This window comes from Collinsella aerofaciens (genome assembly GCF_015670795.1).
Taxonomy (GTDB): domain Bacteria; phylum Actinomycetota; class Coriobacteriia; order Coriobacteriales; family Coriobacteriaceae; genus Collinsella; species Collinsella aerofaciens_Q.
In genome coordinates this window covers 139,486-164,342 of sequence record NZ_JADPCJ010000002.1, presented here as the reverse complement: position 1 = coordinate 164,342, position 24,857 = coordinate 139,486, and the positions used below count along the sequence as shown (strand labels likewise).

Annotated in this window: 21 protein-coding genes and 1 tRNA gene; 5 read left to right on the top strand and 17 right to left on the bottom strand. The window is 57.0% G+C overall.

Going from position 1 to position 24,857, the window contains the following annotated elements:
• Positions 1-117: 117 nt before the first annotated feature.
• From I4W09_RS01765 to I4W09_RS01750, 4 genes are all read right to left on the bottom strand, one after another.
• Positions 118-1,329, bottom strand: coding sequence for a twin-arginine translocation signal domain-containing protein (locus I4W09_RS01765; protein ID WP_055310311.1), 1,212 nt, complete (start codon positions 1,327-1,329; stop codon positions 118-120).
• Entirely contained in the window at positions 1,329-1,592 is a 264-nt protein-coding gene (locus I4W09_RS01760; RefSeq protein WP_117848466.1) for a TIGR03905 family TSCPD domain-containing protein, read from the bottom strand. The genes I4W09_RS01765 and I4W09_RS01760 overlap by 1 nt, the downstream gene beginning before the upstream one ends.
• A 128-nt stretch (positions 1,593-1,720) precedes the next feature.
• Entirely contained in the window at positions 1,721-3,067 is a 1,347-nt protein-coding gene (gene purB / locus I4W09_RS01755) for an adenylosuccinate lyase (protein WP_161155898.1), read from the bottom strand.
• A 425-nt stretch (positions 3,068-3,492) separates the two neighbouring features.
• Positions 3,493-3,567: transfer RNA gene (locus tag I4W09_RS01750), tRNA-Gly, on the bottom strand.
• 297 nt (positions 3,568-3,864) lie between these two features.
• On the opposite strand from I4W09_RS01750, the gene I4W09_RS01745 reads away from it, so the two are divergent.
• The gene (locus I4W09_RS01745) at positions 3,865-7,296 is read left to right on the top strand and encodes a SpaA isopeptide-forming pilin-related protein (protein ID WP_196031403.1); all 3,432 of its coding nucleotides are present in this window, start codon (positions 3,865-3,867) and stop codon (positions 7,294-7,296) included.
• Positions 7,297-7,362: 66 nt separating this feature from the next.
• Here the strand turns inward: I4W09_RS01745 and I4W09_RS01740 are convergent, their stop codons facing one another.
• Together I4W09_RS01740 and I4W09_RS01735 are read right to left on the bottom strand one after the other, a co-directional pair.
• Complete coding sequence (locus I4W09_RS01740; RefSeq protein WP_022094153.1) at positions 7,363-7,581, bottom strand: hypothetical protein; 219 nt, start codon at positions 7,579-7,581, stop codon at positions 7,363-7,365.
• A gap of 21 nt (positions 7,582-7,602) precedes the next feature.
• Positions 7,603-10,794 carry a hypothetical protein gene (locus tag I4W09_RS01735; RefSeq protein ID WP_055287286.1) on the bottom strand — a complete coding sequence of 1,064 codons (3,192 nt, stop codon included), beginning with the start codon at positions 10,792-10,794 and terminating at the stop codon, positions 7,603-7,605.
• Positions 10,795-10,958: 164 nt separating this feature from the next.
• On the opposite strand from I4W09_RS01735, the gene I4W09_RS01730 reads away from it, so the two are divergent.
• A complete protein-coding gene (locus tag I4W09_RS01730; RefSeq protein ID WP_196031402.1) occupies positions 10,959-12,014 on the top strand; it encodes a helix-turn-helix transcriptional regulator in 1,056 nt (351 codons plus the stop codon).
• Positions 12,001-12,918 (top strand): helix-turn-helix transcriptional regulator, encoded by a 918-nt coding sequence (locus I4W09_RS01725; RefSeq protein ID WP_196031401.1) that lies wholly within the window; start codon positions 12,001-12,003, stop codon positions 12,916-12,918. The genes I4W09_RS01730 and I4W09_RS01725 overlap by 14 nt, the downstream gene beginning before the upstream one ends.
• Here the strand turns inward: I4W09_RS01725 and I4W09_RS01720 are convergent.
• Together I4W09_RS01720 and I4W09_RS01715 are read right to left on the bottom strand one after the other, a co-directional pair.
• Entirely contained in the window at positions 12,915-15,809 is a 2,895-nt protein-coding gene (locus I4W09_RS01720) for a helicase C-terminal domain-containing protein (protein WP_196031400.1), read from the bottom strand. The two genes, I4W09_RS01725 and I4W09_RS01720, sit on opposite strands and share 4 nt — an antisense overlap.
• Positions 15,803-16,768: a D-alanine--D-alanine ligase family protein gene (locus I4W09_RS01715; protein ID WP_035136496.1), complete on the bottom strand. Its 966-nt coding sequence runs from the start codon at positions 16,766-16,768 to the stop codon at positions 15,803-15,805. The genes I4W09_RS01720 and I4W09_RS01715 overlap by 7 nt, the downstream gene beginning before the upstream one ends.
• 85 nt (positions 16,769-16,853) lie before the next feature.
• On the opposite strand from I4W09_RS01715, the gene rlmN reads away from it, so the two are divergent.
• Positions 16,854-17,906 (top strand): dual-specificity RNA methyltransferase RlmN, encoded by a 1,053-nt coding sequence (gene rlmN / locus I4W09_RS01710; protein WP_035136497.1) that lies wholly within the window; start codon positions 16,854-16,856, stop codon positions 17,904-17,906.
• A gap of 199 nt (positions 17,907-18,105) precedes the next feature.
• Here the strand turns inward: rlmN and I4W09_RS01705 are convergent, their stop codons facing one another.
• The 9 genes from I4W09_RS01705 to rpmH all read right to left on the bottom strand — a co-directional run bounded on the left by I4W09_RS01705 (position 18,106) and on the right by rpmH (position 23,145).
• The gene (locus I4W09_RS01705; protein WP_149926478.1) at positions 18,106-18,360 is read right to left on the bottom strand and encodes a hypothetical protein; all 255 of its coding nucleotides are present in this window, start codon (positions 18,358-18,360) and stop codon (positions 18,106-18,108) included.
• Positions 18,350-19,255, bottom strand: coding sequence for a ParB/RepB/Spo0J family partition protein (locus tag I4W09_RS01700; RefSeq protein WP_196031399.1), 906 nt, complete (start codon positions 19,253-19,255; stop codon positions 18,350-18,352). Before I4W09_RS01700 ends, I4W09_RS01705 begins: the two co-directional genes overlap by 11 nt.
• On the bottom strand, positions 19,248-20,048 hold the full coding sequence (locus tag I4W09_RS01695) for a ParA family protein (RefSeq protein ID WP_022093800.1): 801 nt from the start codon (positions 20,046-20,048) through the stop codon (positions 19,248-19,250). Before I4W09_RS01695 ends, I4W09_RS01700 begins: the two co-directional genes overlap by 8 nt.
• Positions 20,049-20,182: 134 nt before the next feature.
• Positions 20,183-20,920 (bottom strand): 16S rRNA (guanine(527)-N(7))-methyltransferase RsmG, encoded by a 738-nt coding sequence (gene rsmG / locus I4W09_RS01690; protein ID WP_229030414.1) that lies wholly within the window; start codon positions 20,918-20,920, stop codon positions 20,183-20,185.
• 96 nt (positions 20,921-21,016) lie between these two features.
• Positions 21,017-21,586 carry a Jag family protein gene (locus I4W09_RS01685; protein ID WP_022093802.1) on the bottom strand — a complete coding sequence of 190 codons (570 nt, stop codon included), beginning with the start codon at positions 21,584-21,586 and terminating at the stop codon, positions 21,017-21,019.
• A gap of 44 nt (positions 21,587-21,630) precedes the next feature.
• Complete coding sequence (locus I4W09_RS01680; RefSeq protein WP_035136499.1) at positions 21,631-22,401, bottom strand: YidC/Oxa1 family membrane protein insertase; 771 nt, start codon at positions 22,399-22,401, stop codon at positions 21,631-21,633.
• A 29-nt stretch (positions 22,402-22,430) separates the two neighbouring features.
• Positions 22,431-22,655, bottom strand: coding sequence for a membrane protein insertion efficiency factor YidD (gene yidD, locus I4W09_RS01675; protein ID WP_082222962.1), 225 nt, complete (start codon positions 22,653-22,655; stop codon positions 22,431-22,433).
• Entirely contained in the window at positions 22,652-22,990 is a 339-nt protein-coding gene (gene rnpA / locus I4W09_RS01670; RefSeq protein WP_006236191.1) for a ribonuclease P protein component, read from the bottom strand. The genes yidD and rnpA overlap by 4 nt, the downstream gene beginning before the upstream one ends.
• 20 nt (positions 22,991-23,010) lie before the next feature.
• Positions 23,011-23,145, bottom strand: a complete 135-nt coding sequence (gene rpmH, locus I4W09_RS01665) for a 50S ribosomal protein L34 (RefSeq protein WP_019127408.1) — start codon at positions 23,143-23,145, stop codon at positions 23,011-23,013.
• A gap of 345 nt (positions 23,146-23,490) precedes the next feature.
• Here rpmH and I4W09_RS01660 point away from each other — a divergent pair, with 345 nt between their 5' ends.
• Positions 23,491-24,843 carry an ATP-binding protein gene (locus I4W09_RS01660; protein ID WP_052044048.1) on the top strand — a complete coding sequence of 451 codons (1,353 nt, stop codon included), beginning with the start codon at positions 23,491-23,493 and terminating at the stop codon, positions 24,841-24,843.
• Positions 24,844-24,857: the final 14 nt, after the last annotated feature.

The window sequence follows — 24,857 nt, the reverse complement described above, 5'->3', positions numbered from 1 at the left end:
CCCATTTTAACGCACCTGAGCCCGCCAGATGCCGCTATGACGCGGCAGCTCGGCGGGCGGTACTCACAATTACAACGCGTTTATTCCCCTGTTGGCGCCTTTTTAACCCCTCTAAGCTTAAAGAGAAAATAGGCGTGCAGTGACTGTCTCTGGTATACCCTGGCTGTTGCGCACCGTGGCGTACGTAAGGAATGAGTCCGACTTTCCCGCCGTAGCTGGATAATCGCCATACTCCAAAGCGCGGTCGGGCGACAGCAGCGAGCCATAGGTCTTGGCAGAGGTGTCGATCAGGAAATGCGACGCCTGTACCTTAACAAGGTATTTATTCTTCTTGCCAGCCGCACATGCAAGCGGCTCGCGGGACAGGAAGAGATACGGCCCTCCCTCATTACCGATATACGTGCCCATGTTGCCCAGGCTGCCCACGCCACTATAGGCCGCCTCGATAGAAAACACGAAGGTATCGCCCATATATACGGCCTCGAAAGGCGAGACTGACGAGGGAAGAACTAGCTGGGCACGTTTGGTGTTGTTGCCGTCGGTCAGATCGATTGCCGTTATGCCGTAGTAGACGCCCTCGTCGTTGCGGACACGCGGCGAGATGGTCAAAATGCCGTCGCTCGCGCGCGGTGCCGATGCAAAGCGGCCCGTCGATTTCCAAATTACCTCGGCCTTGGATTCATCAAGCGAGCGACGATAGCAAAACGAATCACTACTCGTTTTATTGCCGCCTGCCGAAGGCATTTTATACCAGATGACCGATGACCCGAACGCCGTGAACAGGGGCGGATCATAGTCCTTGCCACCTCGATCGAGCTCAACCACGTCGCCAGAGAGCGAAGCGCCCGACAGATTTTGAGCGTAGAGCTTCCACGATGAATTGGCAAAGTTCATCTCAACCCACGCGAATACGCCGTCGCCGGCACGGACATCGTAGAATGCATATCCCGTGCCCTCGATAGGATCCTCGATTAATGTGGTAAGCGAGCCATCACCCAGGTTGAGCACACCGAGTGTGTTGGCGTGCAGCGCCGATGCGGGCGCCATCATCGCCGCGGCGTAATCGCCGTCGCAGTAGTACAGCAGCGTACCCAGAGGCAGCGTCCACGACGCCGCCGGCTCAAGATCGATGTCGACTGCCTCGTACTCATCCGTAATCGAGATGATCTTGGAATCGTCCTTGATAACCTGCGGCTCGCCGGCGGCATCATCGCTGGTGCCCGTTTTTTTCGAGCATCCGGCAAGTACCGTGGCAGCGCCCGCGGCAGCCCCACCGAGTACGAAGCCGCGACGCGATATTCCGTTCTTGATGTGATCGGCGATACCCATTAGGCGATCTCGGCGCGAGCGGCCTCGATAGCGCGTGTAAGCTGGTCGGCGCAGGAGGTCTTTTTCATACCGCAGGTATTACCGGCGAGAACCTCGATTACGCGATCGGCAGGAGCGCCCTCGACCAGCTTGGAGATAGCCTTGAGATTGCCGTCGCAGCCGCCGGTAAATTCAACGCCCATCACCTTGTTGCCGTCATCGGAAAGGTCAAGGTGAATATTGCGAGCACACACGCCCTGAGGCTTGTAATCAAACGAAATCATGCGATCCCCTCTCAGAATGTTATTCGAGACGACTATTATCCCCGTCTTTCCCTAAATGCAACGAGGCGCTTTGCCGGCAACACACATTACCAGCACAGCGCCCTAAAAAGCTAACGTTATGCCCGAGCCTACTCGAAGCTCAGCTGCTCCAGACGATCAAAGACCGTGTCGATACGGGTGAGGAAGTCCCACGGATCAAAGATCTCGTCGAGCTTCTCCTGACTGACGGTGCAGCGCGGGTCGGCCTCGAGACGCTCCTTAAAGGTGGGGCCGGAGACACAATCCTGTACCTCGTGCCAGGTTACCATAGCGTTCTCCTGCACAATGGCGTACGCGTCCTCGCGGGTGATGCCCGTATCGACGAGGGCGAGCAGCACCTTGGAGGAGAAGATGAGGCCGCGGGTCTTATTGAGGTTGGCCATCATGCGGGCGGGATACAGCTGCAGGCCGTCGATAACGCGGATGAGGCACTGGAACATGTGGTCGAGGGCGATGAAGCTATCGGCCTGGGCGACGCGCTCGGCAGAGGAGTGCGAAATGTCACGCTCGTGCCACAGGGCGACGTTATCGAAGGCAACCTGGGCGTTGGACTTCACGACGCGCGACAGACCGCAGACTTTCTCCATGGTGATGGGGTTGCGCTTGTGCGGCATGGCTGAGCTGCCCTTTTGGCCCTTACGGAACGGCTCCTCGGCCTCGAGCGTATCGGTCTTCTGTAGATTGCGAACCTCGGTAGCGATGCGCTCACAGGTGGCCGCTGTAGTGGCAAGCACGCCGGCAAGGTAGGCATGGTGATCGCGGCTGATGACCTGCGTGGACAGAGGATCGTGGACCAGGCCCAGGTGCTCGCAGACGTACTCCTCGACGAACGGCTCGATGGAGCTGTACGTGCCGACAGCGCCCGAGATAGCACCGAAGGCAACATTCTTGCGGGCGTCCTCAAGACGATCCAGATCGCGCTTGAGTTCCCAGGCCCAAGAGCCAAACTTCATGCCGAAGGTCATCGGCTCGGCGTGGATGCCATGAGTGCGGCCGGCACAGAGCGTGTTGCGCTCCTCAAAAGCGCGACGCTTGCAAATCTCGCCGAGTTTTTTGACGTCCTCGATGATCAGGTCGCAGGCCTGGGTGAGCTGGTAGCACAGGGCCGTGTCGCCCAGATCGGAGCTGGTCATGCCATAGTGAACCCAGCGGCTGGGCTTGGGGTCGCCCTCGGGAACATCGGCATCGATGTATTCCTTCATGTTGGTCAGGAAGGCAATGACGTCGTGGCGCGTGACTTCCTCGATCTCATCGACCTTCGCCTTCTCAAAGTTGGCATGGTCGCGGATCCACTGGGCCTCGTCTTTGGAAATACCGATCTTGCCGAGCTCCGCCTGGGCCTCGCAGGCCAGAACCTCGATCTCCTGCCAAATGGCGTACTTGTTCTCGAGGGAGAAGATGTGTCCCATCTCCGGGCGGGTATAGCGATCGATCATAGCGGCTCCTTTTTGGTTATTGGCACGTTGGTCGTAACCTAACCATTGTACCGTGCGCAGGTGCAAGTATGGGCAGCAGGCATTAACCTAACATTTTGGAATTGGAGCGGGCAACGGGACGTCTGCGCATTTGCTTCGCAAATCCGCACCGGCTTCAGGCGAGCCCCTCAGCCTCACGAAGCCGCGGGGGAAGACTTTGTTGAATTGGCCGTCCCCATGTCTCCCGCACTCGATGGAGCGGGCAACGGGACATCCGCGTATTTGCTTCGCAAATCCGCACCGGCTTCAGGCGCCTGTCGGCGCCTTCGCCTGCTCGCTACAAACGCTTCGCGTTTGCTTTACGCTCGCACCCTGTCGGGTTCGAGTCCCGGCGCTTTATTGAAAAAAGCACGGCACCGTAATGGTGCCGTGCTTGTGCTTCTAGCTGGAGCGGGCAACGGGACTCGAACCCGCGAGTGTCAGCTTGGGAAGCTGATGCCTTACCACTTGGCGATGCCCGCTTGTGTGTTGGCTAGTATAACGCGGTTGTCTTGTTCGACACAAGGGTGGTGATGCTTGTTTTAGCTGTGGAGATTCGTTTGAAAATCACGCCAATTGTGGAGACGAGGACCTTTGACTTCCTGTTCTCCCTATCTTCTACCTGCACTTTTGCTTGATTGTTGTATTTGAGCTCAATTTGTCAGGAATTGGGCAAGCTTTTGGTCAGGCTCCGGTACTTACCCGCATGAACCTCGGGGGTAGCCTCATCCTACGCGTCGCAGCCTCCCCGTGCGGCGCACGAGGGATAAGGAGCAGCCATGTCCAACGCACCCACGCACTCTGTCCACAGCGCAATCGCAACAGGTCCGCTGCTCCTGCTCCTCTTCCTGCTTTTCGGCTGCCTGGCACCGGAAGCCGCATTTGCCGTCGATGGCTACGACCAGCTCGGCTTCCGCACTATTAGCGATGATTGTGGGCCCTTCCTCATCGGCAAGTATGAAGCTCAAGACGCCTCGATTGCCTACTGCATGAACCAGGAGCGCCCCGGCCCCACCAAGCCGGGCGGCCCATGGCTCAACTTTGATCAAGGCTGGGTGTGGCTCGACGACGAGTTCGCGGCAATCGTTTGTCACGGATATCCTACCGCCACGTCGTTTGGCGGTTACCATCTTTCACCCGATCGTGCCCGCGCCGCAACCCAGCTTGCCGTATGGATGCTCAACGGCACTACCCATGTCGACGGTACCTACTCTTACACGACCGCTCAGGGCAAAACCAAGAGCGGGCACTTTACCGCCGACGATGAAGTCGTGGCGGCGGCGCGGTGGCTCCACGACAGCGCAAAATCAGGAAGCATCAAAGCCGCTCCGCACCGCGCGCGGCGCTATCTAGGAGCCGTATCGGGCGGCAGCAAACGTCAGGACATGCTCTATGTACTGCCGGCGGTCTCTGTTTCCTTCCAAAAGCAGTCTGCAAACGCTGCCATTACCAGCGGAAACAATACTTATCAGTTTGCCGGGGCAACATTCGATGTTTTTGAGAGCGCCAGCGACGCACGTGTTGGCACCATCCAGATGGACAGCAACGGTCGGGCGCAAGCAACACTTCTGCCCAACACAGCATACTACCTAGTTGAAACGAAGGCGCCGGCCGGCTATGTCCCCCGCCACGATCGCATCGCCTTTACCACGGGGAATGACGGCGGGCGGGTCGCCATTGATGAACAGCCCGGCACCATCAACCTGCGTATCGTAAAACTCGATACCGCGACGAATGCCGGCCCCCAGGTAGGCTCTTCACTCGCAGGAGCAGAGTTCACGTGTGTGTCGCAATCAACCCCTGGATGGGCGCAAATCCTCACGACCGACGAAAGCGGTCGGGCCACCCTCGCCGATGTCCCCTTAGGAACCTTTACCATCTACGAATCAAAAGCCCCCGAGGGCTACCTGCCATCCAACGACAGCTGGACCTATACCGTTGGAGCCGACCAGCTCGGCGATTCAGGCGTGGTCGAGATCGAATCTCGCGTTTCCGATATCCCCATTGCGTTTAACCTTGAGATTTCCAAATTCAAGGATTACGGCAATAGCGACCAATCCGGCCTGGAGCAGCCGGCGGGTGGTGTTGTCTTTGAGGTTGTCAGCAACAGCTCTCAGCAGGTTGTTGGCACACTGACCACAAACATCTATGGCTTTGCCTCCACCAAAGATCAGCCCGAAGCATGGTTCGGCACAGGCAAGCGACCCGCCGGTGTCCACGGAGCCGTCCCATACGACCGTGCCGGCTACACGGTTCGCGAGGTTCCGGAAACCGTCCCCGAGGGTTTTAAACGTGCAGGGGAATGGACCGTCGGGACCAATCAGATTTCCGACGGCGCCGAGCTTCAATATATCGTGGACAACCACGCTCTGTCGACGCATCTCCAGATTGTAAAACGCGATGCCCAAACAGGCGCTTCTGTTCCCCTAGCCGGATTCACCTTCCAACTCCTCGACAGCAATCACGAACCTGTCTCACAAACTTGCTGGTATCCAGCACATGACGTAATGGACACCTTTACGACTGACGCGACCGGGACCGTCACACTGCCCGAATCGCTCGTGCCGGGCACCTATTATGTACGCGAAACCTCGGCCAAAGAGCCCTATCTTGTCGGCGAAGAGATCGAGGTAAACATACCCGCCGACATGAACCTAACGCCCGTTGCAGTCGCCTCGTATTATGACCACGCCGCGACCGGAAACATCAGGATCGTTAAAACCGATGCCATAGACGGCAGCAGCCTCGCGGGCACCGTCTTTGAGATCCGTGCCTCGGGTGATATCGTGCGCCCCGACGGTAGCATTGCCGCGCTCGACGGTGAGACTGTCGCGACCGTCACGACGGATGAAACTGGAGAAGCACGCGCGGACAACCTCCCGCTGGGACTTGGCACCGCACGCTACGAGGTTGTCGAGACTCAAGCGCCGGCAGGCTTCTTGCTCGATCGGACAACCCATATTGTCGACCTTACTTATGCCGACCAGAAAACACCCGTTGTAGAAGCACGGCTTAACGTATCCGACGATTACACCAAGGTTGATATCTCCAAGGTCGATGCAAGCGGTGAGCAGGAAGTGGAAGGCGCACAACTCACCTTATATGGTCCCGATAAAACCGAAATAGACTCCTGGACCTCATCCGACAAGCCACACCGCGTCGAACATCTTGCACCCGGCACCTACTCGTTGCGCGAAATGATGTCTCCGCGGACCTATGACCTTGCCGAGGAAATAACGTTTGAAATAAAGGATACGGGAGAAGTCCAAACCGTCGCGATGAAGGATGCGCCCATCGAGATCAAGGGACAGGTCGACAAGCGTCAGGAACTTGTCCAACCTATCGAAAAGGGCCTGTTGGCTAACGGCGATGGTAAAAACCGCGCCACGACGCAAACCAATAGTGATGGGCTTTTCTCCTATACCATCGATGCTCGAAACGATTCCGCTACTTGGGTTGATGAGTTTACGATTACCGATGATCTTGAGTGCGCCAAAGACGGCACAGCGAGATTCATCTCAATCGAAACCCCCGTCGCCATCGGCGACCTCAACGGTCTGTGCAACGTATGGTATCGCACGACGCCGTTGGACTCGACAGACGTCGGTGAGCCGGCAAACGCGACACTTGACGATGGGCACGAAAATCCTTGGCTTGAGTCCGACGAAGTAAAAGAGAGCCTTGGTGAGGACTGTCGCCTCGTCGATTACGACGGCTGGCGCCTCTGGAAGGCGGATGTCTCGACCACGGAATCCACCACACTCGAGGCGGAAGAGCTCGACCTTACACCCAATACCGTCGTAACGGGCATTCGAATTGAATACGGTGCGGTAGCCGCCGACTTTACGACTCGAAGCGATGCGGATTCTTGGACCCGCGATGATCTCAAAGATGAGCACGACGACCTTGACGATGCCAAAGCAATCCTTGGCACAGACGCTCGGGGCGCAGTCGTGCACATGCAGGCAACGTCGGCTTATACGCCCCAAACTGCACTCACCAACAGCGCACGCGTCGATCTTTGCCGCAACGGCGGCGGCGATAAACTTGAGTCACATGACGAGGACCGTGTCATTCAACGCTGTACCCTACCGCAGGACCTACCGGCAACAGGAGCAGTTCCCATCGCCGCTTGCATCACCGCGTTCCTGACCTCGGGTGCCGCAGCCCTATGGTTCGCTCGCCTTAGGTCGATCCCAAAGAAGCGCTAGCGCGATCAAAAAGCGGGCGAGCCAGTCCCCCGGCTCACCCGCTTTCAATCATGTAAATCGCCGTATCTACTCTGCAGACGAAGATCCACCATCAACGATTGCTTGCTCGGACTCAGGAATCCCATCAGCACCCGTACTCTGTTCTTGCTCCACCTCTTCGCTGATTGCGGAAGCGGGGGTCGAGCCCTTTGCGCCCACGATGTAGGCAGCCCCAAATCCTAACGCAATGGCAATCAAGGTCAAAATCACGTAGACAGGCCAATGGCGCTTAATATACGAAAACACGTTGACTCCTTAGAGCTCCGTCTACGAACGGCGGATAACCTCGGTCACGACCTCGGATACCGTAGCAATGTTCGTCGGGTTGACATTGTGGGGCAGGTCGTCCTCGGTACGAGCGCAAGCCAGACGCGTGCCGTCCACGCCGGCGATGGTAAGGGCTCGGCGGCTCGCCTCGAGCGCGGCATAGGCATCGGTCTTGGCATAGGGCATCTCGAGCGCGCCACAATCGACATGGAACGACTTGCAGACCTTGCTGACCAGGTTCATGATGCGGCGATCGCCCTTGAGCAGTTGTTGTTCGCCCTCGACCGTCACCACCGAAAGCCTACCGGCGCCGACGGATTCAAGATTGATAAAGAATACGCCGCGGAGCTTATCGCGATGCGAAGCCAAGAAGGCCTTCATGCCAGCGCCATCACAATCCGAGGCGCCCGTTGCCACAAACCAGATATCGTGACCGAGCAGCTCATCATCGCCCATAGAGGCGACAGCCGAGAGCATATCTTCGGAAGAAGCGCCATCGGAAGACGTAGCGCCACCCTTCCAGCCATCGTTATCGTCCTCGAAGTTATCCCACGAACCGATACCGCGACCGGACTTCTTGGCATCGTAATCGTCTTCGACGCCCAGCCAGTCACTCATGCTGTCCTGCTCGTTTTTCTTTTTACGGCCGAACAGACCACCCAGGCCGCGCTTACGAGACTTGGGTGCCGCCGGGGCGGGAGCCGAAATGGTCTCGATCGGCTGTGCGCCCGACGCAACGGGCATAGGAGGCGCAACGGGTGCCGATGTGGGTTCGGGGCCTTGGGCGGTAGCAAAGGGGTCGTTGACCTGTGCGGAGGGATCGGGAAGGTCGAACAGCGACGTGCGAGACGCAACGTTTGCCTGCTTCATAGACGGCAGCGACGGATCGGGGACCGAAGCCAGCGGAGACGAGGAAGGTGCAGGCGACGGTGCCGACGCCGGATCGGGAACATTCATCTGCGGGCGCGGCGATGCCTGGGAGGAAATCTGGGCCATAAGGGAATCGACCGTTTCGTCCTGGGTGGGAGCGACATTGGCAACCGTGGCACCGGAACCACTCGGGGTCGGCATGGTGAAAATCTGCGTGGAATAAGGCCTCGACTCATCCGTCTCGGGAGTCTCGGAAACCGCAGGCACTTCCTCCTGCTCGACCTCGGTCGAATCATCTTGCTCGGCTGCCGCGTATTGCTCTTCGTCAGAGTTGGCCTCGACGGGCTCGTCCTCGGCGGCATCTTGGATTTCGGCAGCATCAACAGGCTCGTCATCGTCTGCCGCGTCGCCCTGCTCATCGGAAACAGGAAGGGGCTCGGCAATCGCGGTGCCCTGTTTTTCAAACGTTATCGTGGAATCGAACTGCGCGGCATCAAACGACATGGTGCTATCGACGTGCTGCTGAGCCTCGAAAGACGTCGTCGCTTCAACAACATCCGCGGACGCCGGTTGCTGGGACTCAAAGGACGTTGTAGCTTCGGCGGCTTCGACGGGCGCGGACTGCATAGCCTCGTTCTGCTCGAACTCTTGCGCCGCGAGCTCACGTGCCGCCTCGGCTGCCTGCTGCTGAGCGATAGCCTCCTGCTCGGCAGCCTCGCGTGCGGCAGCGCGCTTCTCCTCGAAATCGTCGACAAATTTCTTGCCCTTTGCAAACGCACCCTTAAAGAAGTTGGAAGCGCTGGCGCCAATCGACGAGAACGCGGATGCAATGTCGGCATGCGGCGTTGCCGCGGGAATCTCGGCCGAGAAATCAGTATCGCTCTCGTAAGACACGCGCCTCGGTTGTTCAACGTAATCGTCGTCAGACTCGTCCGCAACGTCTTGCGCCGGTGCGGCGGGAGCCAAAATGTCCAGTCCTGCCGCGGGATCGAACGCGGACACCGCCTCGGGATCGGCAACGGCAGCGGTAACCGCGGCAGACTCATCATCCGCAGCGACAACGGGCGCAGGCGCAGCCACGACGGGGGCAGGCTCGGGCTCAAACGTTGGCTCCTCGCCCTCCTCGTAATCGAGCGTGCAGGACTCGGGAAGCATTCCGAGCGCACGGATGGCATCCGAACCAAAGCGGATGTTGCCGGCGGCGTTGCGATAGAGCTTGGGCTCGGGCTCGGCAGACTCCTCCGCCGGCTCGGCAGCGGGAACCTCGTCATTGAACTCTTCGGCTTGGGCAGCCTGATTCTGATCCTCGGGCACGATAGCGCCGATCAGCGTCTCGTCGGCAGACGCACCCTCAAAGCCCTCGATTTGCTCGTCGAAAGCCTCACCCTGTTCGGGCTCGGTCTGAGCGTCGGGAGCAATCGGCTGACCGAATTCGTCCTCGGCGTAGGTAGGCTCTTCATACTCGATGGTGTTGCCGTAGTCGTTTTGCTGCTGGGCCGCGGCATATTCCGCCGCTGCGCGCGCCATTTCCTCGGCACGACGCTTCTGCTCCCCAAAATAGGTATCGAACGGAACATCGTCGGGAAACTCGTTTTCGCCCTGGAAGGGAGCAACGTTGTCCATAACGCCGAGCATAGCGGCGACAGAAGACTTGTTGCACACCGCGCCAGACGTATAGGGAAGAATGTGGCGGTTAGAGATGATGTTTACCGCGTTGGCGAGTGCAACGAGGGAAGCGAGGATCGCGACAATCCACAGCAGAACCTTGAGCGCGCCGGGGAGCGGCAGAATACGCAGGATGGCAACGGCAGCGGGGGCAACCGTGGCAACGGGCAACAGCTTGGCGATGAGCGCACGATACGAAGCATAAGGCTCGCGGGCGAGCAGCTCAGCACGGGGAGAGTCGTAGTGTGCGACAACGACCACCGGGCGGTTACGCGGGGACGCGAGCGGGCCCGAGGCCTTGTGGTAGGCGATGACATTTTGGCTCACGCCCGTCTTGCCCAGGCGCGAAACCACGGGGTGGCCCGTGCGCTCGAGCACGTAAAGAACGGCGCCGACAATGGCCAGCAAGGTGCCGACCAAGCCGATACCGCCGCCGATGCCCATCAGCAGGGCGCCGGCAAACGCAAGAATACCGGTAACGGCAAATGCCAACCTACTGGGCGCCGGGGCATTGAACTCCTGAACCTCGGGGTCAAAGCCGTGGTTGCGGAAGATCTGAGCGATATCTTCGGCAGCCAAGCGCTCTTCTTCGCTGCATGCCGGCGTAATGCCGGTGTTCTGCAGCAGGTGGTTAATATAGTTCTGGGTGTTCGCCATGTGCGCTCCACATCCATAATCCGACAAATAGGCCCAATGCATGCACATTAGAACCGTATATAGTCGAAAGTATACCCCGAGCGAGCGCAAACGACCGAATTCGGGCCATCTTAACGCCCCGAGCGGACAAGGATATAGCCTAATCTCCATATCGGACTAAAATCATGGCAGCAAACCACTTCTCATGCGAGGACTCTATGACGGCAAGCGACACGACCGAGACAATTAAAAAGGGAAATTCGGAGCCCAGTTTCGATAAAACGGCTCAGCGCATCCTCAATCTTTTCTTTGTGCTCAATAGCTCCCCCGAACCGCTGACGACCGAGCAGATCGTCTTGGATTCTGACCTGGGATATGGCTCGGGCAATATCGACTCGGATAAGCGCAAGTTTCGACGCGATCGTGACAAGCTGCTCGAACGCGGCATCTTAATCAAGGAGGTTCGCCCCACCGGCGCGCAGGAGACCGAGGAAAGCTCGTGGACAATCGACCGCGAGCACACGTTTGCGGCAGGCGGCCTCATTACCGCAGACGACGCCGATATCCTGCTCAACGCCATCGACCAGACACTAGCGGCCGGCTCATCCACTTTTGCCGCACCGCTTGCCGATATTCGCTCCAAGATTGCCTATCTCACCGGCAGGACGACGGTAGACGAGGCGCCGATCAGCCGCTCTCCCACCGTCGATGCGGTTTGGAGCGCCTTTGCCGAGCGATGCGCGCTGCGATTTTTATATCAGAACGGACGCGGCGAGCAGAGAGAACGTACCGTCTGCGTCTACGGCATGTTCGAGCGCGAGGGCGTGGCTTACTTCTGCGGCCTCGACAACGTCACCGACGACATCAGGACATTCCGCTGCGACCGTATCGTTCGCGCTTGGCGTCCTTCGAAGGCCTACGTCATCCCCGCGGACTTCAACCTCAGCGACTACCTGTTCTTTGAATTCGATTTTGCCGACCGACCGCCCGTTGCAGCCACGTTCTCATTCGCCCCTCAGACGCAGATCGATATGATCAACGGTCTCACGCGTGGGCGAGGTGAGCTCGTACACACCGATGTGGGATGGACCTGGACCGTTGACGTGCGCGATCTTGAAGCCGGCGCCTCATTTTGCATGGCCCACGCCATGGACGGCATGAGGCCCGTGGCCCCCAAATCGCTCAAACAGGCGTGGAACCACCTCATTGAAAGGACGGTGCACGAGTATGCCCGTGCGTAAACTCACCAGCGAGCAGAGACTCTCGCGCGTCATCGACATCATGGAGGCCCTCTACGCCGCCGGCGAGAGCGGCATGACACGGACCGAGATTTGCAGTCGCTTTGACATCACGGGGGTATCGCTCGACGAGATTCTCGAGATCGTCTCGACGCTCGCGGACCGAGAATCGGGCGCGCGCATCATCTGCGAATGCCGCGGCGAGCGTGTGGTCCTCACCGGTGACGCCGGGCGTGTGCTACCGCTACGCTTGAGTGCCGCCGAGGGCGCTGTGCTCAACCATGAACTTGAATCGTTGGGGATCGAGCCGCATACGGCAGCTCGGATTCGACATGCCCTTCTACCCGAAGAGCTCGGCTATAACCAGCGCGTCTTTGACACCGTCAACCACGGGTCGCACTGGCAGCAGCTGAGCTGCGCCATTCAGGACGGTGTTCGCTGCCGCATCTCGTATCGCTCGATGGACGATGCACGGCCACGTGAGCGTCTGGTCGACCCCTTGCGCATTACGGCAAACGGCGACCAAACATACCTGATTGCCTGGGACATCGCGGTCGATGAGCAGCGCACCTATCGCATGGATAAAATCGAGGGACTCGCCTTGACGGAAGACTCCGTCGTGCCTCATGCACCGGACGTCACATCCCTCCACGATTCCCTTGCTCGGACGCAGCGTAGCGCAAAGCTCTTGATGCCATTCGATATGGCGGAGCATCTGGACTGGGCCGGCATCACCCTAATCGAGCGCAGCGGGGCAGACATGGCAACGGTAACCGTGCATTATGGCTCCGAGCGTTGGCTACTGAGCCAGGTAATCGCAGCGGGCGGAGCCATCCGCATCTTGGATGACCCCGCCCTGTCAAAGCGTCTGTGCGATATGGCAAAAACCCTCGTCTGTCCGCTTTAGCGCCGCCGCTCGTGGCGTGCACGCCACAGTTGCAGATAGTGCCCAATCTGTGCCGATTCGATGCGCTGGTAGGAGCTCGTGGGCAGCGACGTTAAGAACTTCTTTCCGTAGCCCTTCGTCACCAGGCGCGGGTCGGCCAGAATCAGCACGCCGCAATCGGTCGACGAGCGGATAAGGCGGCCGGCCGCCTGCTTGACCTCGAGCACCGCCTCGGGCAGCGAATAGCGCGCCCAAGCGCGGTCTTCACGCAGGTTGCGCTCGCACGAGAGCGGGTCCGTGGGGCTCGAGAACGGCAGCTTGGGAATGATGACGCAGCGCAGCGTCTCGCCGCTGGCGTCGAATCCCTCCCAGAAGGCCTTAAGCGCAAAAAGCGATGAAGTCGGCTCGCTGATAAACCGGTCGCGCAGGCGACGAGGAGATGAGTTGCGCTGCTGGCAGTTGAGTTCCAGACCCGCACGGGCCATCTTGGGCTCAACGCGGGCGTACAGGTCTTCCATGTCGCGCCGATTGGTGAACAGTGTGAGCACCGATCCGCCCATGGCAAGATGGGCGTCGACCAGCACGCGCTCGAGCGCCGTAAGATAGCTCTCACGATCGCGCGGATCGGGGATATCACCCGCAACGACTACAGCCATGTTCGAATCGAAGTCGTAGCTCGAGTCCAAGTGCAACGATGAGGATGTTGAAGCACCGATGCGATCGAGGCCGACCGCGTGGTTAAAGTGTTCAAAGCTTTTGGACACCGTCATGGTCGCCGAGGCAAAGATAGCCGTGTGAACCTCGGGCAGCCACTCGGTTGCCAAGGCCTCGCCAATGTCGATGCGCTCTGCGGTCATTGACTCTCCGCCGGCACGCAACCTGCGATTGACCTGCAGCGAATACACGTAGTGTTCATCGGTGCCGTCAATGATGAGTTTGAGGTTCTCGGCCAGCTCGTGCAAGCGGCGCGAGATATCACCCTGGTCGACAACAACCTCGGGCTTGTCGGCGGCGACGGCTTGCACCAGCGCGTCGACGCTCTTGTCAGCCTGTTCCAACGCGTCGATGGCAGCGTAGGCCGACTGTAAGAAATCATGCCAGTCGTCAGATTCGCGCAGTTCGGGGCCAATCCATAGATTAGCATTGTCATAACCCCCACGGGCACGGCGGCCGAGCTCGCGAACGCCATCGAACACGTCGGCGATTGCCATGCTCGCGCGCGCAACCGTCGACGTCGCCTTGGCAGTAAGGCCCAGATAGAGCGTAGAGCCCTCGGAGGTTGCCAAATCACGGGAAACCTGGCTTAGCGCGCCGGTGCTCGAGCCACCCAGGCGCTCAAACAGAACGCGTGACTCGTCCGCCGACACCACGCGCGCCCACTGGCGGCGCGCCTCGCGCTCGATGGAATGGGCCTCGTCGATTACCCAATGACGAATCGGAGGCAAAATCCTGCCCTCGGCCGCAACGTTGCGGAACAGCAGGGAATGGTTGGTGACCACCACATCGGCATGCGCCGCACGACGGCGAGCGCCGTGGACCAAACATTTATCAGGGAAAAACGGGCAGAGGCGACGAGCACACTCGCGCGAGGCCGTCGTAAAGTCGGGGCGGTTGACGCTGCGCCACCGAATGCCAAGTGAGTCGAGGTCGCCATCGGCTGATTGGCAGACGTACGCCATAATGACCGCGACCGCCGTGAGCGTGTCCGCCGGATCGCGCTTGGTGGTAATCTCGGCCTGGCCGCGGCTCATGCGCTCAAGCTTGCGCAGGCACGGATAGTGGTCATACCCCTTGAGAGCGCAAAATGACAGACCACCGTCCAGTTGCTCGGCAAGTTTTGGCAGCTCATGGTACATGAGCTGGTCGGCGAGATTGTTCGATTTGGTCGCAATACCAACCGTGATGTTGTTACGGCGTGCTGCCTCGGCAAAAGGCACCAGATAGGCCATCGATTTGCCGACGCCCGTGCCCGCCTCAATTACACGATGAGTGCCCGTGACCAGCGCATCGCGGACCTCGAGCGCCATCGCAATCTGCTCATCACGCGGCTCGTAGGTGGGGTACATGCGATTGACCAGGCCACCTGGCGCATAGTCTGCCTCAATCTCCTCACGACTCGGCATCTTGAGGACCGGCAGTTCGTCGGCGTCCACCCGATCGTCGGCGCGATCGGCCTTGAGAACGTCAGCACGAGCGGCGCTGAGAGAGAAGATAGAACCAGGGTTCTGCCCTGCCAAGAATGAGAAGATAGGACGATAGGACCAAGGCACATCCGGATGCATGTCGGCTAGGCGCGCCATGAGGCCCTGGGGCAAGTCGGTGAGCGCCACGAGCAACACGCGCCATACGCCACACAGGGCGTCGACGTCGGCATTGGCACGGTGTGATACCGAGTCACAGCCAAACAGATCGGCCATAAAAGACAGCTTGTGCGAGGCCAGGCGCGGAAGCGCGATTCGCGACAGCGCCAGCGAATCGATCCAAATATCGCTCACGTTGACGCCGCCTTTGACCGACTCGATAAACGAGCGGTCGAACGTGGCGTTATGTGCGATCACCGGGCAACCACCGACAAAATCGGCGAGAGCGGCGACGGCCTCAACGGCCGACGGGGCATCTGCCACATCGGCATTTGTAATGCTCGTGAGCTCGGTAATCTCGGCGGGAATCAGCTGCTTGGGATGCACGAAGGTATCGAAACGGTCGACGATCTCGCGGCCCGAAAGACGGGCCGCCGAGATCTCGATCAGTTCATTGTCCTGCACCGAAAGACCTGTGGTCTCGGTATCGAGGACAATCACATCTTCCTCGATAAGACCAAAGGACTGCGTTTTGGCGCGTTCGGCAAGCGTGGCATAGGAGTCGATGACAAACTGCGGCGTTCCTGACGAAACCGCGTCCTCGATTAGCATGCAATGCCCGCTCGACGAAGGCCCATACGGATCAGGCTGTCACAGACCTGCGGGAACGTCATGTCGTCGGTGTGGCGGATCTCGTCCGGATACAGCGACGTATCGGTCATGCCGGGAATGGTATTGGTCTCGAGGATAACGGGGCCGTCCTCACTCACGATAAAGTCGCTGCGCGAGATACCCAGGCAACCGAGGGCCTTGTGAGCAGCACAGGCAAGCTCCTGGGCACGAGCGTAATTCTCGGGTGAAATCTGCGCCGGAATGCGATGGATGTCCGTAGGGTCGACATACTTCACGTCCAGATCGTAGAACTCACAGTCCTCGGGCTTACGAATCTCGACAATCGGCAGAGCGCGCACGTCATCTTCGCCGTATACGCCGACGGTGATCTCGGTACCCTCGATGCACTTCTCGACCAGTACTTTGTCGCCGTACTCAAACGCCTTGGCGATTGCCGCGGGCAGCTCGGAGGGCTCATGGACCAGGGAAATGCCATAGCTGGAACCGTTGACGGCCGGCTTCACAAAGCAGCGCTCGCCACAAACCTCGACGATATGATCGATATCGACTTCATCGCCCACCTCGAGCGCAAGGCCGGGGGCAATGGGAATGCCCGCCTTGGCGTACAGGAGCTTAGAGACCTCCTTGTCGGCACCGCAGGCGCTGGCAAGCACGCCCGAAGCCGTGTAGGGGATACCCAGGGTCTCCATGGCGCCTTGCATGGCGCCATCCTCGCCGCCGGCACCGTGCATGGCGATAAACGCCACGTCAAAGCCGCCGGTTGCCATGGTTACCATAAAGTCATCAGCGGCCGTATCGAGCAGCTCCACCGAGGTGTAGCCGGCTTCCTTCAGTGCCACCACAACGTTCTTTCCCGAATTAAGCGAGATCTCGCGCTCAGCGGAATGACCGCCCGCCAAGACCGCTACGTGCATGTTCTCTAGGCTTTTACCCGGCATGGGCAGACTCCTCCTCTATAATTTCTGCAGCTGATACCATATTGTAGCGATACCCTCTACGTTTCCCCAAAATCGAAAGGCTTCCATGAATCCCAGGACTAAATCTCAGGACATTCGCGACTTGAGCCAAAACGATATTCGCGAGCTCGTGGCCGAGCTTGGCCAGCCCGCCTTCCGCGCGAAGCAGCTCATCGAATGGGTCTTTGAGAAGAACGTTTGTTCGTTCGACGACATGACCAACCTTCCCAAGGCTTTCCGCGAGCAGCTTAAAGAGGCTTTTGCCTTTGATACGCCGACTGAACTCACCAAGCAGGTTTCCAAAGATGGCTCGCGCAAGTATCTGCTCGAGTACCACGACGGCATTTCCGTCGAAACTGTCGGTATGCCCCGTCGCAACAAGCTTTCCGTCTGCGTTTCCACCCAGGCAGGCTGCGGCATGGGCTGTGCCTTTTGCGCTACCGGCCTCAACGGCCTCAAGCGCTCTCTGACCGCTCAAGAGATCGTCGACCAGGTACTTCATGTATCCAACGACTTTGGCGAGCGCGTCACGAGCGTTGTCTTCATGGGCCAGGGCGAGCCGTTTGCCAACTACGACGAGGTTCTCAAGGCGTTGCGAATCCTCAACGACCCCGATGGCATCGGTATCGGTGCTCGTCACCTCACCGTCTCTACCAGCGGCGTTATTCCCGGTATTCGCAAATTTGCCGACATCCCCGAGCAGTTCACGCTTGCCGTTTCCCTGCATTCCGCCATCCAGTCGACACGCAATAAGCTAATGCCCGGTGTTAAGAAGTACACGCTACTTCGCCTTCACGAGGCGCTTCAACTCTACACCGAGAAGACTGGCCGCCGCCCGACCTATGAGTATGCCATGATCGAAGGCGTCAACGATACGAATCCCGAGATGCAGGCGCTCTGCGACTTCTGCGAGGGAACGTTGTGCCACGTCAACCTGATTCAGCTTAACGACATCGAGGGCAGCCCGCTCAAGCCGTCGCCGATTCATAAGGTTGAGGATCTTCAGCGTCGTCTTGAGTCCCGTGGCATCGAGACCACGATTCGTAACTCCCGTGGTAACGATATTGACGCCGCTTGCGGACAGCTGAAGCAGCGCTTCAAAGTTCAGAAGAACGCATAGGGGAGTCGCACCCCAAAACGTTTCATGTGAAACATCGAACGGCCCCGGTTACAGGAGATGCAACCGGGGCCGTTTTATTTATTGACCTTAATTTTGAATCAGCTGCTACCTGTCCCATTTTTTACGGCCAAAATAAGGGGTCCTTGCCTCGTGAATCAGACAAGGACCCCTCAAAATATGCTAAGTAATTGTTAGGTACCTAATAGCCTACATTTTCCCATTGGTTACTAACCCAACCTTGATTAATCTTGGGATTCTTCGTTACCTGAGCCGTACGCATGGCAACATCTTCTGTCATAACATCCATTTTCTTCTTGGATGTATCGACAATATCTTGCGCACTACGAAGCAAACGACCTCGAAGTTCATCGTCTGTCGCGATCTTATAGCCAGCAAAGGCACCAGCCGCGACAGTCGTCGCCAATGCAATCGCAGTTAAAATCCTATTCCTCATCTTGGCCTCCTTGATCAAACTGAATCATTTCGCCAAGAATACGAGAGAGCTCTTCCTCGTCTTTAAACTCAATCTCAATCTTATTCTTTCCACGCGAGCTCTTAACACGCACGTTGGTATTAAAAACCTGACGAAGCACGCGGGCAGCCTTTTTAAAAGACTGAGGCGTTGCAGGCCTCGGCGTCTTAGGTGTCTCTCCGGCAGAAAACAACGGAGCAAGATTTTCTGTCGCTCTTACGGAAAGGCCCTCTGCAACAACCTTCTCTGCAAGTCGAATTCGAGCGTCCTCATAGGGAACTGCAAGAATCGCACGTGCATGACCAGCAGTAAGTTTGCCCTCAAAAATCATCTGCTGAACAACTTCAGGGAGATCGAGAAGGCGCAGCGAGTTTGTAATTGCGGAGCGTGACTTGCTGACTGCCTTCGACAATGCCTCCTGGGTCATACCGCTGGCATCGATAAGCTGGCGATAGCCCTTAGCCTCTTCGACGGGATTCAGATCAGAACGCTGAAGGTTTTCGATCAGAGCAAGAGCCAGCATCTCTTCATCATTAACATCTTTAATGATGACAGGCAGCTCCTCAAGACCAGCAAGCTTTGACGCTTGGTAACGACGCTCACCAGCGATGATCTCATAGCCGTTTCCATGCTTGCGAACCAAAAGCGGCTGCAAGACGCCATGTTCTTGGATTGATTCGCTCAACTCACGAAGTTCAGTTTCGTTAAAGTGAATTCGCGGCTGATTAGGGTTGGGAACGATATCCTCAATAGGTAGTTTTGTTTCAGATGCGGCATTCGAAGCCGATGAAGCCGAACCACCGGTCTCATACTCGGCCTCTGAGACCAAAGCATTGAGTCCACGTCCCAATCCGCCACGTTTCTTTACACTAGGCACGCTTGATCACCTCTTTTGCAAGGTTCATATATGCTTTTGCACCCTTATTTTGAGGTGCATAGGTAATTACCGGTTCCCCAAAAGACGGAGCTTCGGAGATTTTAACCGTACGGGGGATCAACGTCTTAAATGCCTTATCACCAAAGTACGATTGAACCTCCTCAACAACCTGATTCGATAGAGAAGTACGCGAGTCATACATGGTCATAAGCACACCGTAGGTGTCTAAGCCCTTGTTCAGACGAGATTTGACCATCTTCATTGACTCAAGCAGCTTCGTAACGCCCTCGAGTGCGTAATACTCGCACTGGATCGGAATCAAAACGCTGTCTGCTGCGGTCAAAGCGTTGATAGTAAGCAGGCCGAGCGAAGGAGGGCAGTCAATGAAAATAAAATCGAACTCGTCCTGAATCGGCTCAAGCAAATCTTTGAGACGGGTTTCACGAGCAATTGCGCTTACGAGTTCAATTTCCGCGCCTGCAAGCTGAATTGTAGCCGGAATTACGAATACCTTTTTGCAATTTGTATCAAGAACAAGCGATTCTGCCGGCACATCATTCAGCAATGCATCATAGATGCAGTGATCAAGGTCTTCTTTTTCAATTCCGAATCCACTGGTGCTGTTTCCCTGCGGATCAAAATCAACAATCAGTGTCTTACGACCCTGCTCACCCAGTGCTGCTGCAAGGTTTACAGCCGTCGTTGACTTACCGACGCCGCCTTTTTGATTGATGATTGCAATGATACGCGTGTCTTTTGCGCTCTTAGAACGCTTAACGTCGCGAAATCCCACGGTCCCTCCTGGTGTGTATTAAAGCTGTCAAACGGAGGATGTTTCACGTGAAACATTCCGAATCGATAGCAACTGCTATGTTTCACGTGAAACACTGCAAGCTGTTAGTAACCATTATGTTTCACGTGAAACATCTAGGCAAGCGGATTCTTCTTTGCCATGCCATTTGCACGAGGCAATGAAACGGATGCTGAATGACTCTTCTTAAGAACAATGAACTCCCTGTGACCCAAGCCTTCAGGCAAATCAATTGCGTCATTCAGAAGCAAAGTGAAGCCGCAAATCTTAGCTGCTGACATGCCGGAAGCAAGCTCCTCATCCGAAGGATTGCCCTTGGTGATAACAAATAGCCCTCCATCCTTCAGGTACGGAGCCGCATACTCAACAAGAATCGGTAGAGGGGCCAGTGCGCGGGCGGTTACAACGGAGAACTGCTTCTTATGGCTTCGAGCATATTCTTCAAGACGATCATGAACCGCATGAGCATGTTTCAATCCAAGAGCATGGACAAAGGAATTAACCGCATCAACCTTCTTGCCAACAGAGTCAATATAAGTAGCTTTACGATGCGTGGTTATGGTTAATGGAATACCAGGGAAGCCCGCACCTGTTCCCATATCGAGCAAAGCTCCCTCAGGAGCCTTATTGATATAGGGGAGCAAAACAAGTGAGTCGAGGATATGAAGTACGGCAGCATCTTCTACGTTAAGAATACGGGTGAGATTGGTTGTCTTATTTGTTTCTAGAACCAAATCCAAATGCTGGATACATTTCCTCAGCTCAATATCAGTTACGCTCAAGGAATATTCTTTGCAATAGGAAGTTAGGCGACTCAACATCTCGTCAGCCTGCTGATCGGTAAGTACAAACAACAGAAGCTCCTTTCTGACAAAAATCAGCGTATCGAGAACTTTTGACAAAAAAAGGGGACGTGGAAACCACGTCCCCCTAGCATAAGCTCGAGTAGATTATCGAGCAACAATCACCACATGGCGATCAGGGTCAGAACCCTCAGAATGAGTATCGACTGCATCGTTGCCACGAAGTGCAATGTGAACCAGTCGGCGCTCGTAGGCATTCATGGGCGGAAGCGAAACACTCTTATGAGTGCGGATGGCACGCTCGGCAGCAGACTGAGCCATGGAGGCGACCTTATCCTGACGGCGACTCTTGTATCCCTCGACGTCCACTACAACCGGATACCTAAAGCCAAGCTTGCGGCTCACCAGCAAAGAGAACATAACCTGAAGAGCATCAAGAGTGCGACCATGACGGCCAATGAGAACAGCAAGGTCGGGAGCCGTTACATCCAAAATCAGCTCACCCTCGTCGCCCTCATACTCATCGATAGGAGAGTTGGCGGCATCGAAGTGCGAAAGGATGGAACGCAGGATGGAAATCGCAACATCGGCAATGGTGTCGAGCTCCTCATCGGTCAGCTCTTCACCAGCCTTGTAGCGCTGTGCAATCTCGGGATAATCGCCCGCGACCTGCGGGGCAACCTCCTCAAGCATATCCTCGATGATCTCTTCAGACATAACGTACTCCAAAAGTTAGGTACCTAAATAAGATTGATATCCCACTACTTCTTCTTGTGCGGGCGCGGCTTCTTCTCGCGACGAGTGACCTCAACCTGCAGCGGAGCGTTCTTAAGACGCTCCTCCTCATCGGCCTTCGCCTTGTCGATGACCTTCTGCGTCACAAAAATCTGCTGGATAACCTGCCAAGCAGACGAGACGTCGTAGTACAGCAGAACACCAACGGGAAGGCTCCAGCCCATCCAAAGCATCATGACCGTCATGACAACGGCCATCATACGCATGCTCTGAGCCTGCTGGCCGGTCTGGTTGCGCGACATATAGAGCTGCGGAATCAGGGTCAGGACGGCAAACAGGATCAGGCAAACCAGCGCAGGCAGTGCAACCATAAAGCCATCGGCAAAGGAAGCGCTCGGCGTGGTGGTCAGGTCGGGCAGGATGTTGAAGAACGAGAACGTGCCGTTGTTAAAGTACTGCGGCAGGTTGCGCAGCAATGTAAACAGGGCGAACAGGATAGGCATCTGAATCAGCAGCGGCAGACAGCCAGCCATGGGGTTGAACTTGTTCTCGCTGTAGAACTTCTGCATCTCCTCGGCCTGACGCTGGGGATCGTCGGCATAGCGCTCCTGGATCTCGAGCATCTTGGGCTGCAGCACCTGCATGCGAGCCGTCGACTTGGTCGACTTGAGCATAAGCGGCGTCAGCAGCAGACGGATGATGACCACCAGGATGATGATGGACAGGCCCCAGTCGACCGCAAAGGTCTGGATGAGCTTGAGCAGCTCGAAAAGGATGTTAACGATCCAATCCCACATGTAAGTTTTCCTCCGATAGCGAGTGCCCGCTAGGGCACAGGGTCATAACCGCCGACGTGCAGGGGATTGCAGCGAGCGATGCGCCTCACGGCAAGCCAGCAGCCTCTCAAAACACCGTGCTTCTCAATCGCCTGGATGGCGTATTGCGAGCACGTTGGGTAATAAATGCAGGCGTCAGGCAATAAGGGCGAAATAACCTGTTGATATATGCGAATAGGAGCGATGGCAACACGTCGCAAAACGTGATTGCTCATCGCTCCTCCCCGGCAACGCCGGCGCGCTTCATAAGCGAACGCAACGCCTTGTCCATCTCCTGCGGCGAGGAAACCCTCGTCTTGGGAGTTGCAAACAAGATGATGTCATAACCCGCAACGGGAAATCCGCAGCTGCGGGCGGCCTCGCGCATCACACGCTTAGATCGGTTGCGCACGACGGCACAACCGAGTCGCTTAGCACCAACGAAGGCGACCCTTCCGGAGTCGCCTTCGCCAACCGATTCACATATGGTCATTCGAATCAGAGGGTGATTGAAACGACGCCCCTGACTGAACACATGCTCGAAATCTTGCCGAGACTTAATAGTCTTCATGCGAGATGTGTGTATCGCTGCTAGACAGTGAGACGCTTGCGGCCCTTGGCGCGACGACGGGCGAGCACGGCACGACCACCCTTAGTGGCCATACGGGCACGGAAGCCATGGGTCTTGGCACGCTTACGCTTATTAGGCTGATACGTACGCTTCATCTTAAGTTCCTCCTGCTGCATTTCGAGTGTCCGCGGGGACGCGGACGCAGATATAGACACGTGAGCTTGAAGATTGTAGGGAAATCAATGTTCAAATGTCAAGAAATCAAAGGTAAAAGGTTGCGCAGTTCACACGGTTCCCCCATAAGCCAAGCTCGATTTAGCGGTGCATGGCAACTTTTCATGATATTTCATCGAGTTTTCAACAGGTCATGTTGGCAATGTTGAGAACTTTTCGTCCATTTTCCAAAGTTTTCAACAGGTTTTGAAAGTTTGTCGAAAGATGAGAAACATTGCACGGTGAGCTACTATTTGTTCGAAACCTTTTGGAAGATTGCGAGCGGCATGTCTGACGACTTTTACACCATGGTCGATTCCGGAGACCCGGCACCCGACAACGAGCACATCACCGGCGTGCGCGAAGAGCGTGACGAAGGTGAACAGACGACAACGCAGGCGCCAAAAGCCATGTACGCCGCGCGCATCGCCGTCTATGACGACATGCTGTCGACACCGCGTGTGATCGTCATCGATCCGCAAGATGTCCGCACGTATTTGGAAGAGACGACCAACACCGTCTACCAGTGCATGAAAGAACAAGGTGGCCATATCTCGCTCATGGTCATCCGCGAGATTGTCGAAAACTTTATCCACGCACACTTTGCAGAGCCCATCATCTCGATTCTGGACGGCGGAGACACCATCCGCTTTGCTGACCAAGGACCCGGCATCGACGACAAGGAACGCGCTTTCGACTTTGGCGTTACCAGCGCAAACAGCAAGATGAAGCGCTATATCCGTGGAACCGGAGCAGGGTTTCCCATGGTGCAGGAGTATTTGGAAAACGCCGGCGGTGCCGTATCCATCGAGGACAACATGGGCAACGGCACCGTGGTTACGGTAAGCCTGAACCCTAAACGCGTGCAGGAAATCGAGCGTGCCGGCGGACGCGGTGCTGCCGTGCGGCCCGAGACGGAGCAGCCCACATATCCCCTGCCGGGAGCTTTTGCGCAGCAGCCCATGGCAACGCAGCAGATGCAGCCCCCCGTGGGGCAGATGCAGCAGCCCGGAATGCTTCCCACACAAGAGCCCCAGGCGGCATCTATGTCGATGACGCCAAACATGCCAGAGGCCATGCCGCTGGCAGATCAGGATGCAGCAGCAATGCAGCAGGCGACGGGGGCACCGGGTGGCCAGCAAATGGGCTATCAGCCGTACCAACGGGGATATCCATATCAGCAGATGCCGCCACTGGGGTATGGCCAGCAGTTCCCGCAGCAGTACCAGCAGGGATATCAGCAGCCGTACCAGCAGATGCCGCAGCAGCAGTACAACCCCTGGGCCCAACAGATGCCTCTGCAGCCTTACCAACAGTGGCCTCAAAGTTTTCAACAGCAAATGCCGCCGATGCAGAGTTCTCAACAACCAGCAGCTCAAATGATGTATCCTAATGCAGCAAATCAGTATGCGCAGCCACAACCGGACGTGTTCGTAAGCGATCGCGGCAACGCCGCGCTGGGCTATCTGGCGCAAAATCAAGCGTGCGGTGCAACCGATCTGGCGAGGGCGTTTGGAAACTCGGCCCCCACTTGGTCACGCACGCTCAATGACTTGGCGCAGGCCGGCTTGGTCATCAAGCATGGCCAGAAATACCATCTGACCGAACTCGGCGCCGCTCGCGTGCGAGCTCAGAGCTAAAGAACGGGAGAGAC

Excerpts from the sequence above, each read along its gene's own strand:
- rpmH (WP_019127408.1), bottom strand. The coding sequence starts at position 23,145 with ATGAAGCGTACGTATCAGCCTAATAAGCGTAAGCGTGCCAAGACCCAT.
- I4W09_RS01685 (WP_022093802.1), bottom strand. The coding sequence starts at position 21,586 with ATGTCTGAAGAGATCATCGAGGATATGCTTGAGGAGGTTGCCCCGCAG.
- I4W09_RS01705 (WP_149926478.1), bottom strand. The coding sequence starts at position 18,360 with ATGAGGAATAGGATTTTAACTGCGATTGCATTGGCGACGACTGTCGCG.
- I4W09_RS01720 (WP_196031400.1), bottom strand. The coding sequence starts at position 15,809 with ATGCTAATCGAGGACGCGGTTTCGTCAGGAACGCCGCAGTTTGTCATC.
- I4W09_RS01725 (WP_196031401.1), top strand. The coding sequence starts at position 12,001 with ATGCCCGTGCGTAAACTCACCAGCGAGCAGAGACTCTCGCGCGTCATC.
- I4W09_RS01765 (WP_055310311.1), bottom strand. The coding sequence starts at position 1,329 with ATGGGTATCGCCGATCACATCAAGAACGGAATATCGCGTCGCGGCTTC.
- I4W09_RS01715 (WP_035136496.1), bottom strand. The coding sequence starts at position 16,768 with ATGCCGGGTAAAAGCCTAGAGAACATGCACGTAGCGGTCTTGGCGGGC.
- I4W09_RS01680 (WP_035136499.1), bottom strand. The coding sequence starts at position 22,401 with ATGTGGGATTGGATCGTTAACATCCTTTTCGAGCTGCTCAAGCTCATC.
- yidD (WP_082222962.1), bottom strand. The coding sequence starts at position 22,655 with ATGAGCAATCACGTTTTGCGACGTGTTGCCATCGCTCCTATTCGCATA.
- I4W09_RS01760 (WP_117848466.1), bottom strand. The coding sequence starts at position 1,592 with ATGATTTCGTTTGATTACAAGCCTCAGGGCGTGTGTGCTCGCAATATT.
- I4W09_RS01730 (WP_196031402.1), top strand. The coding sequence starts at position 10,959 with ATGGCAGCAAACCACTTCTCATGCGAGGACTCTATGACGGCAAGCGAC.
- I4W09_RS01660 (WP_052044048.1), top strand. The coding sequence starts at position 23,491 with ATGTCTGACGACTTTTACACCATGGTCGATTCCGGAGACCCGGCACCC.
- I4W09_RS01745 (WP_196031403.1), top strand. The coding sequence starts at position 3,865 with ATGTCCAACGCACCCACGCACTCTGTCCACAGCGCAATCGCAACAGGT.
- rlmN (WP_035136497.1), top strand. The coding sequence starts at position 16,854 with ATGAATCCCAGGACTAAATCTCAGGACATTCGCGACTTGAGCCAAAAC.
- purB (WP_161155898.1), bottom strand. The coding sequence starts at position 3,067 with ATGATCGATCGCTATACCCGCCCGGAGATGGGACACATCTTCTCCCTC.
- rnpA (WP_006236191.1), bottom strand. The coding sequence starts at position 22,990 with ATGAAGACTATTAAGTCTCGGCAAGATTTCGAGCATGTGTTCAGTCAG.
- I4W09_RS01735 (WP_055287286.1), bottom strand. The coding sequence starts at position 10,794 with ATGGCGAACACCCAGAACTATATTAACCACCTGCTGCAGAACACCGGC.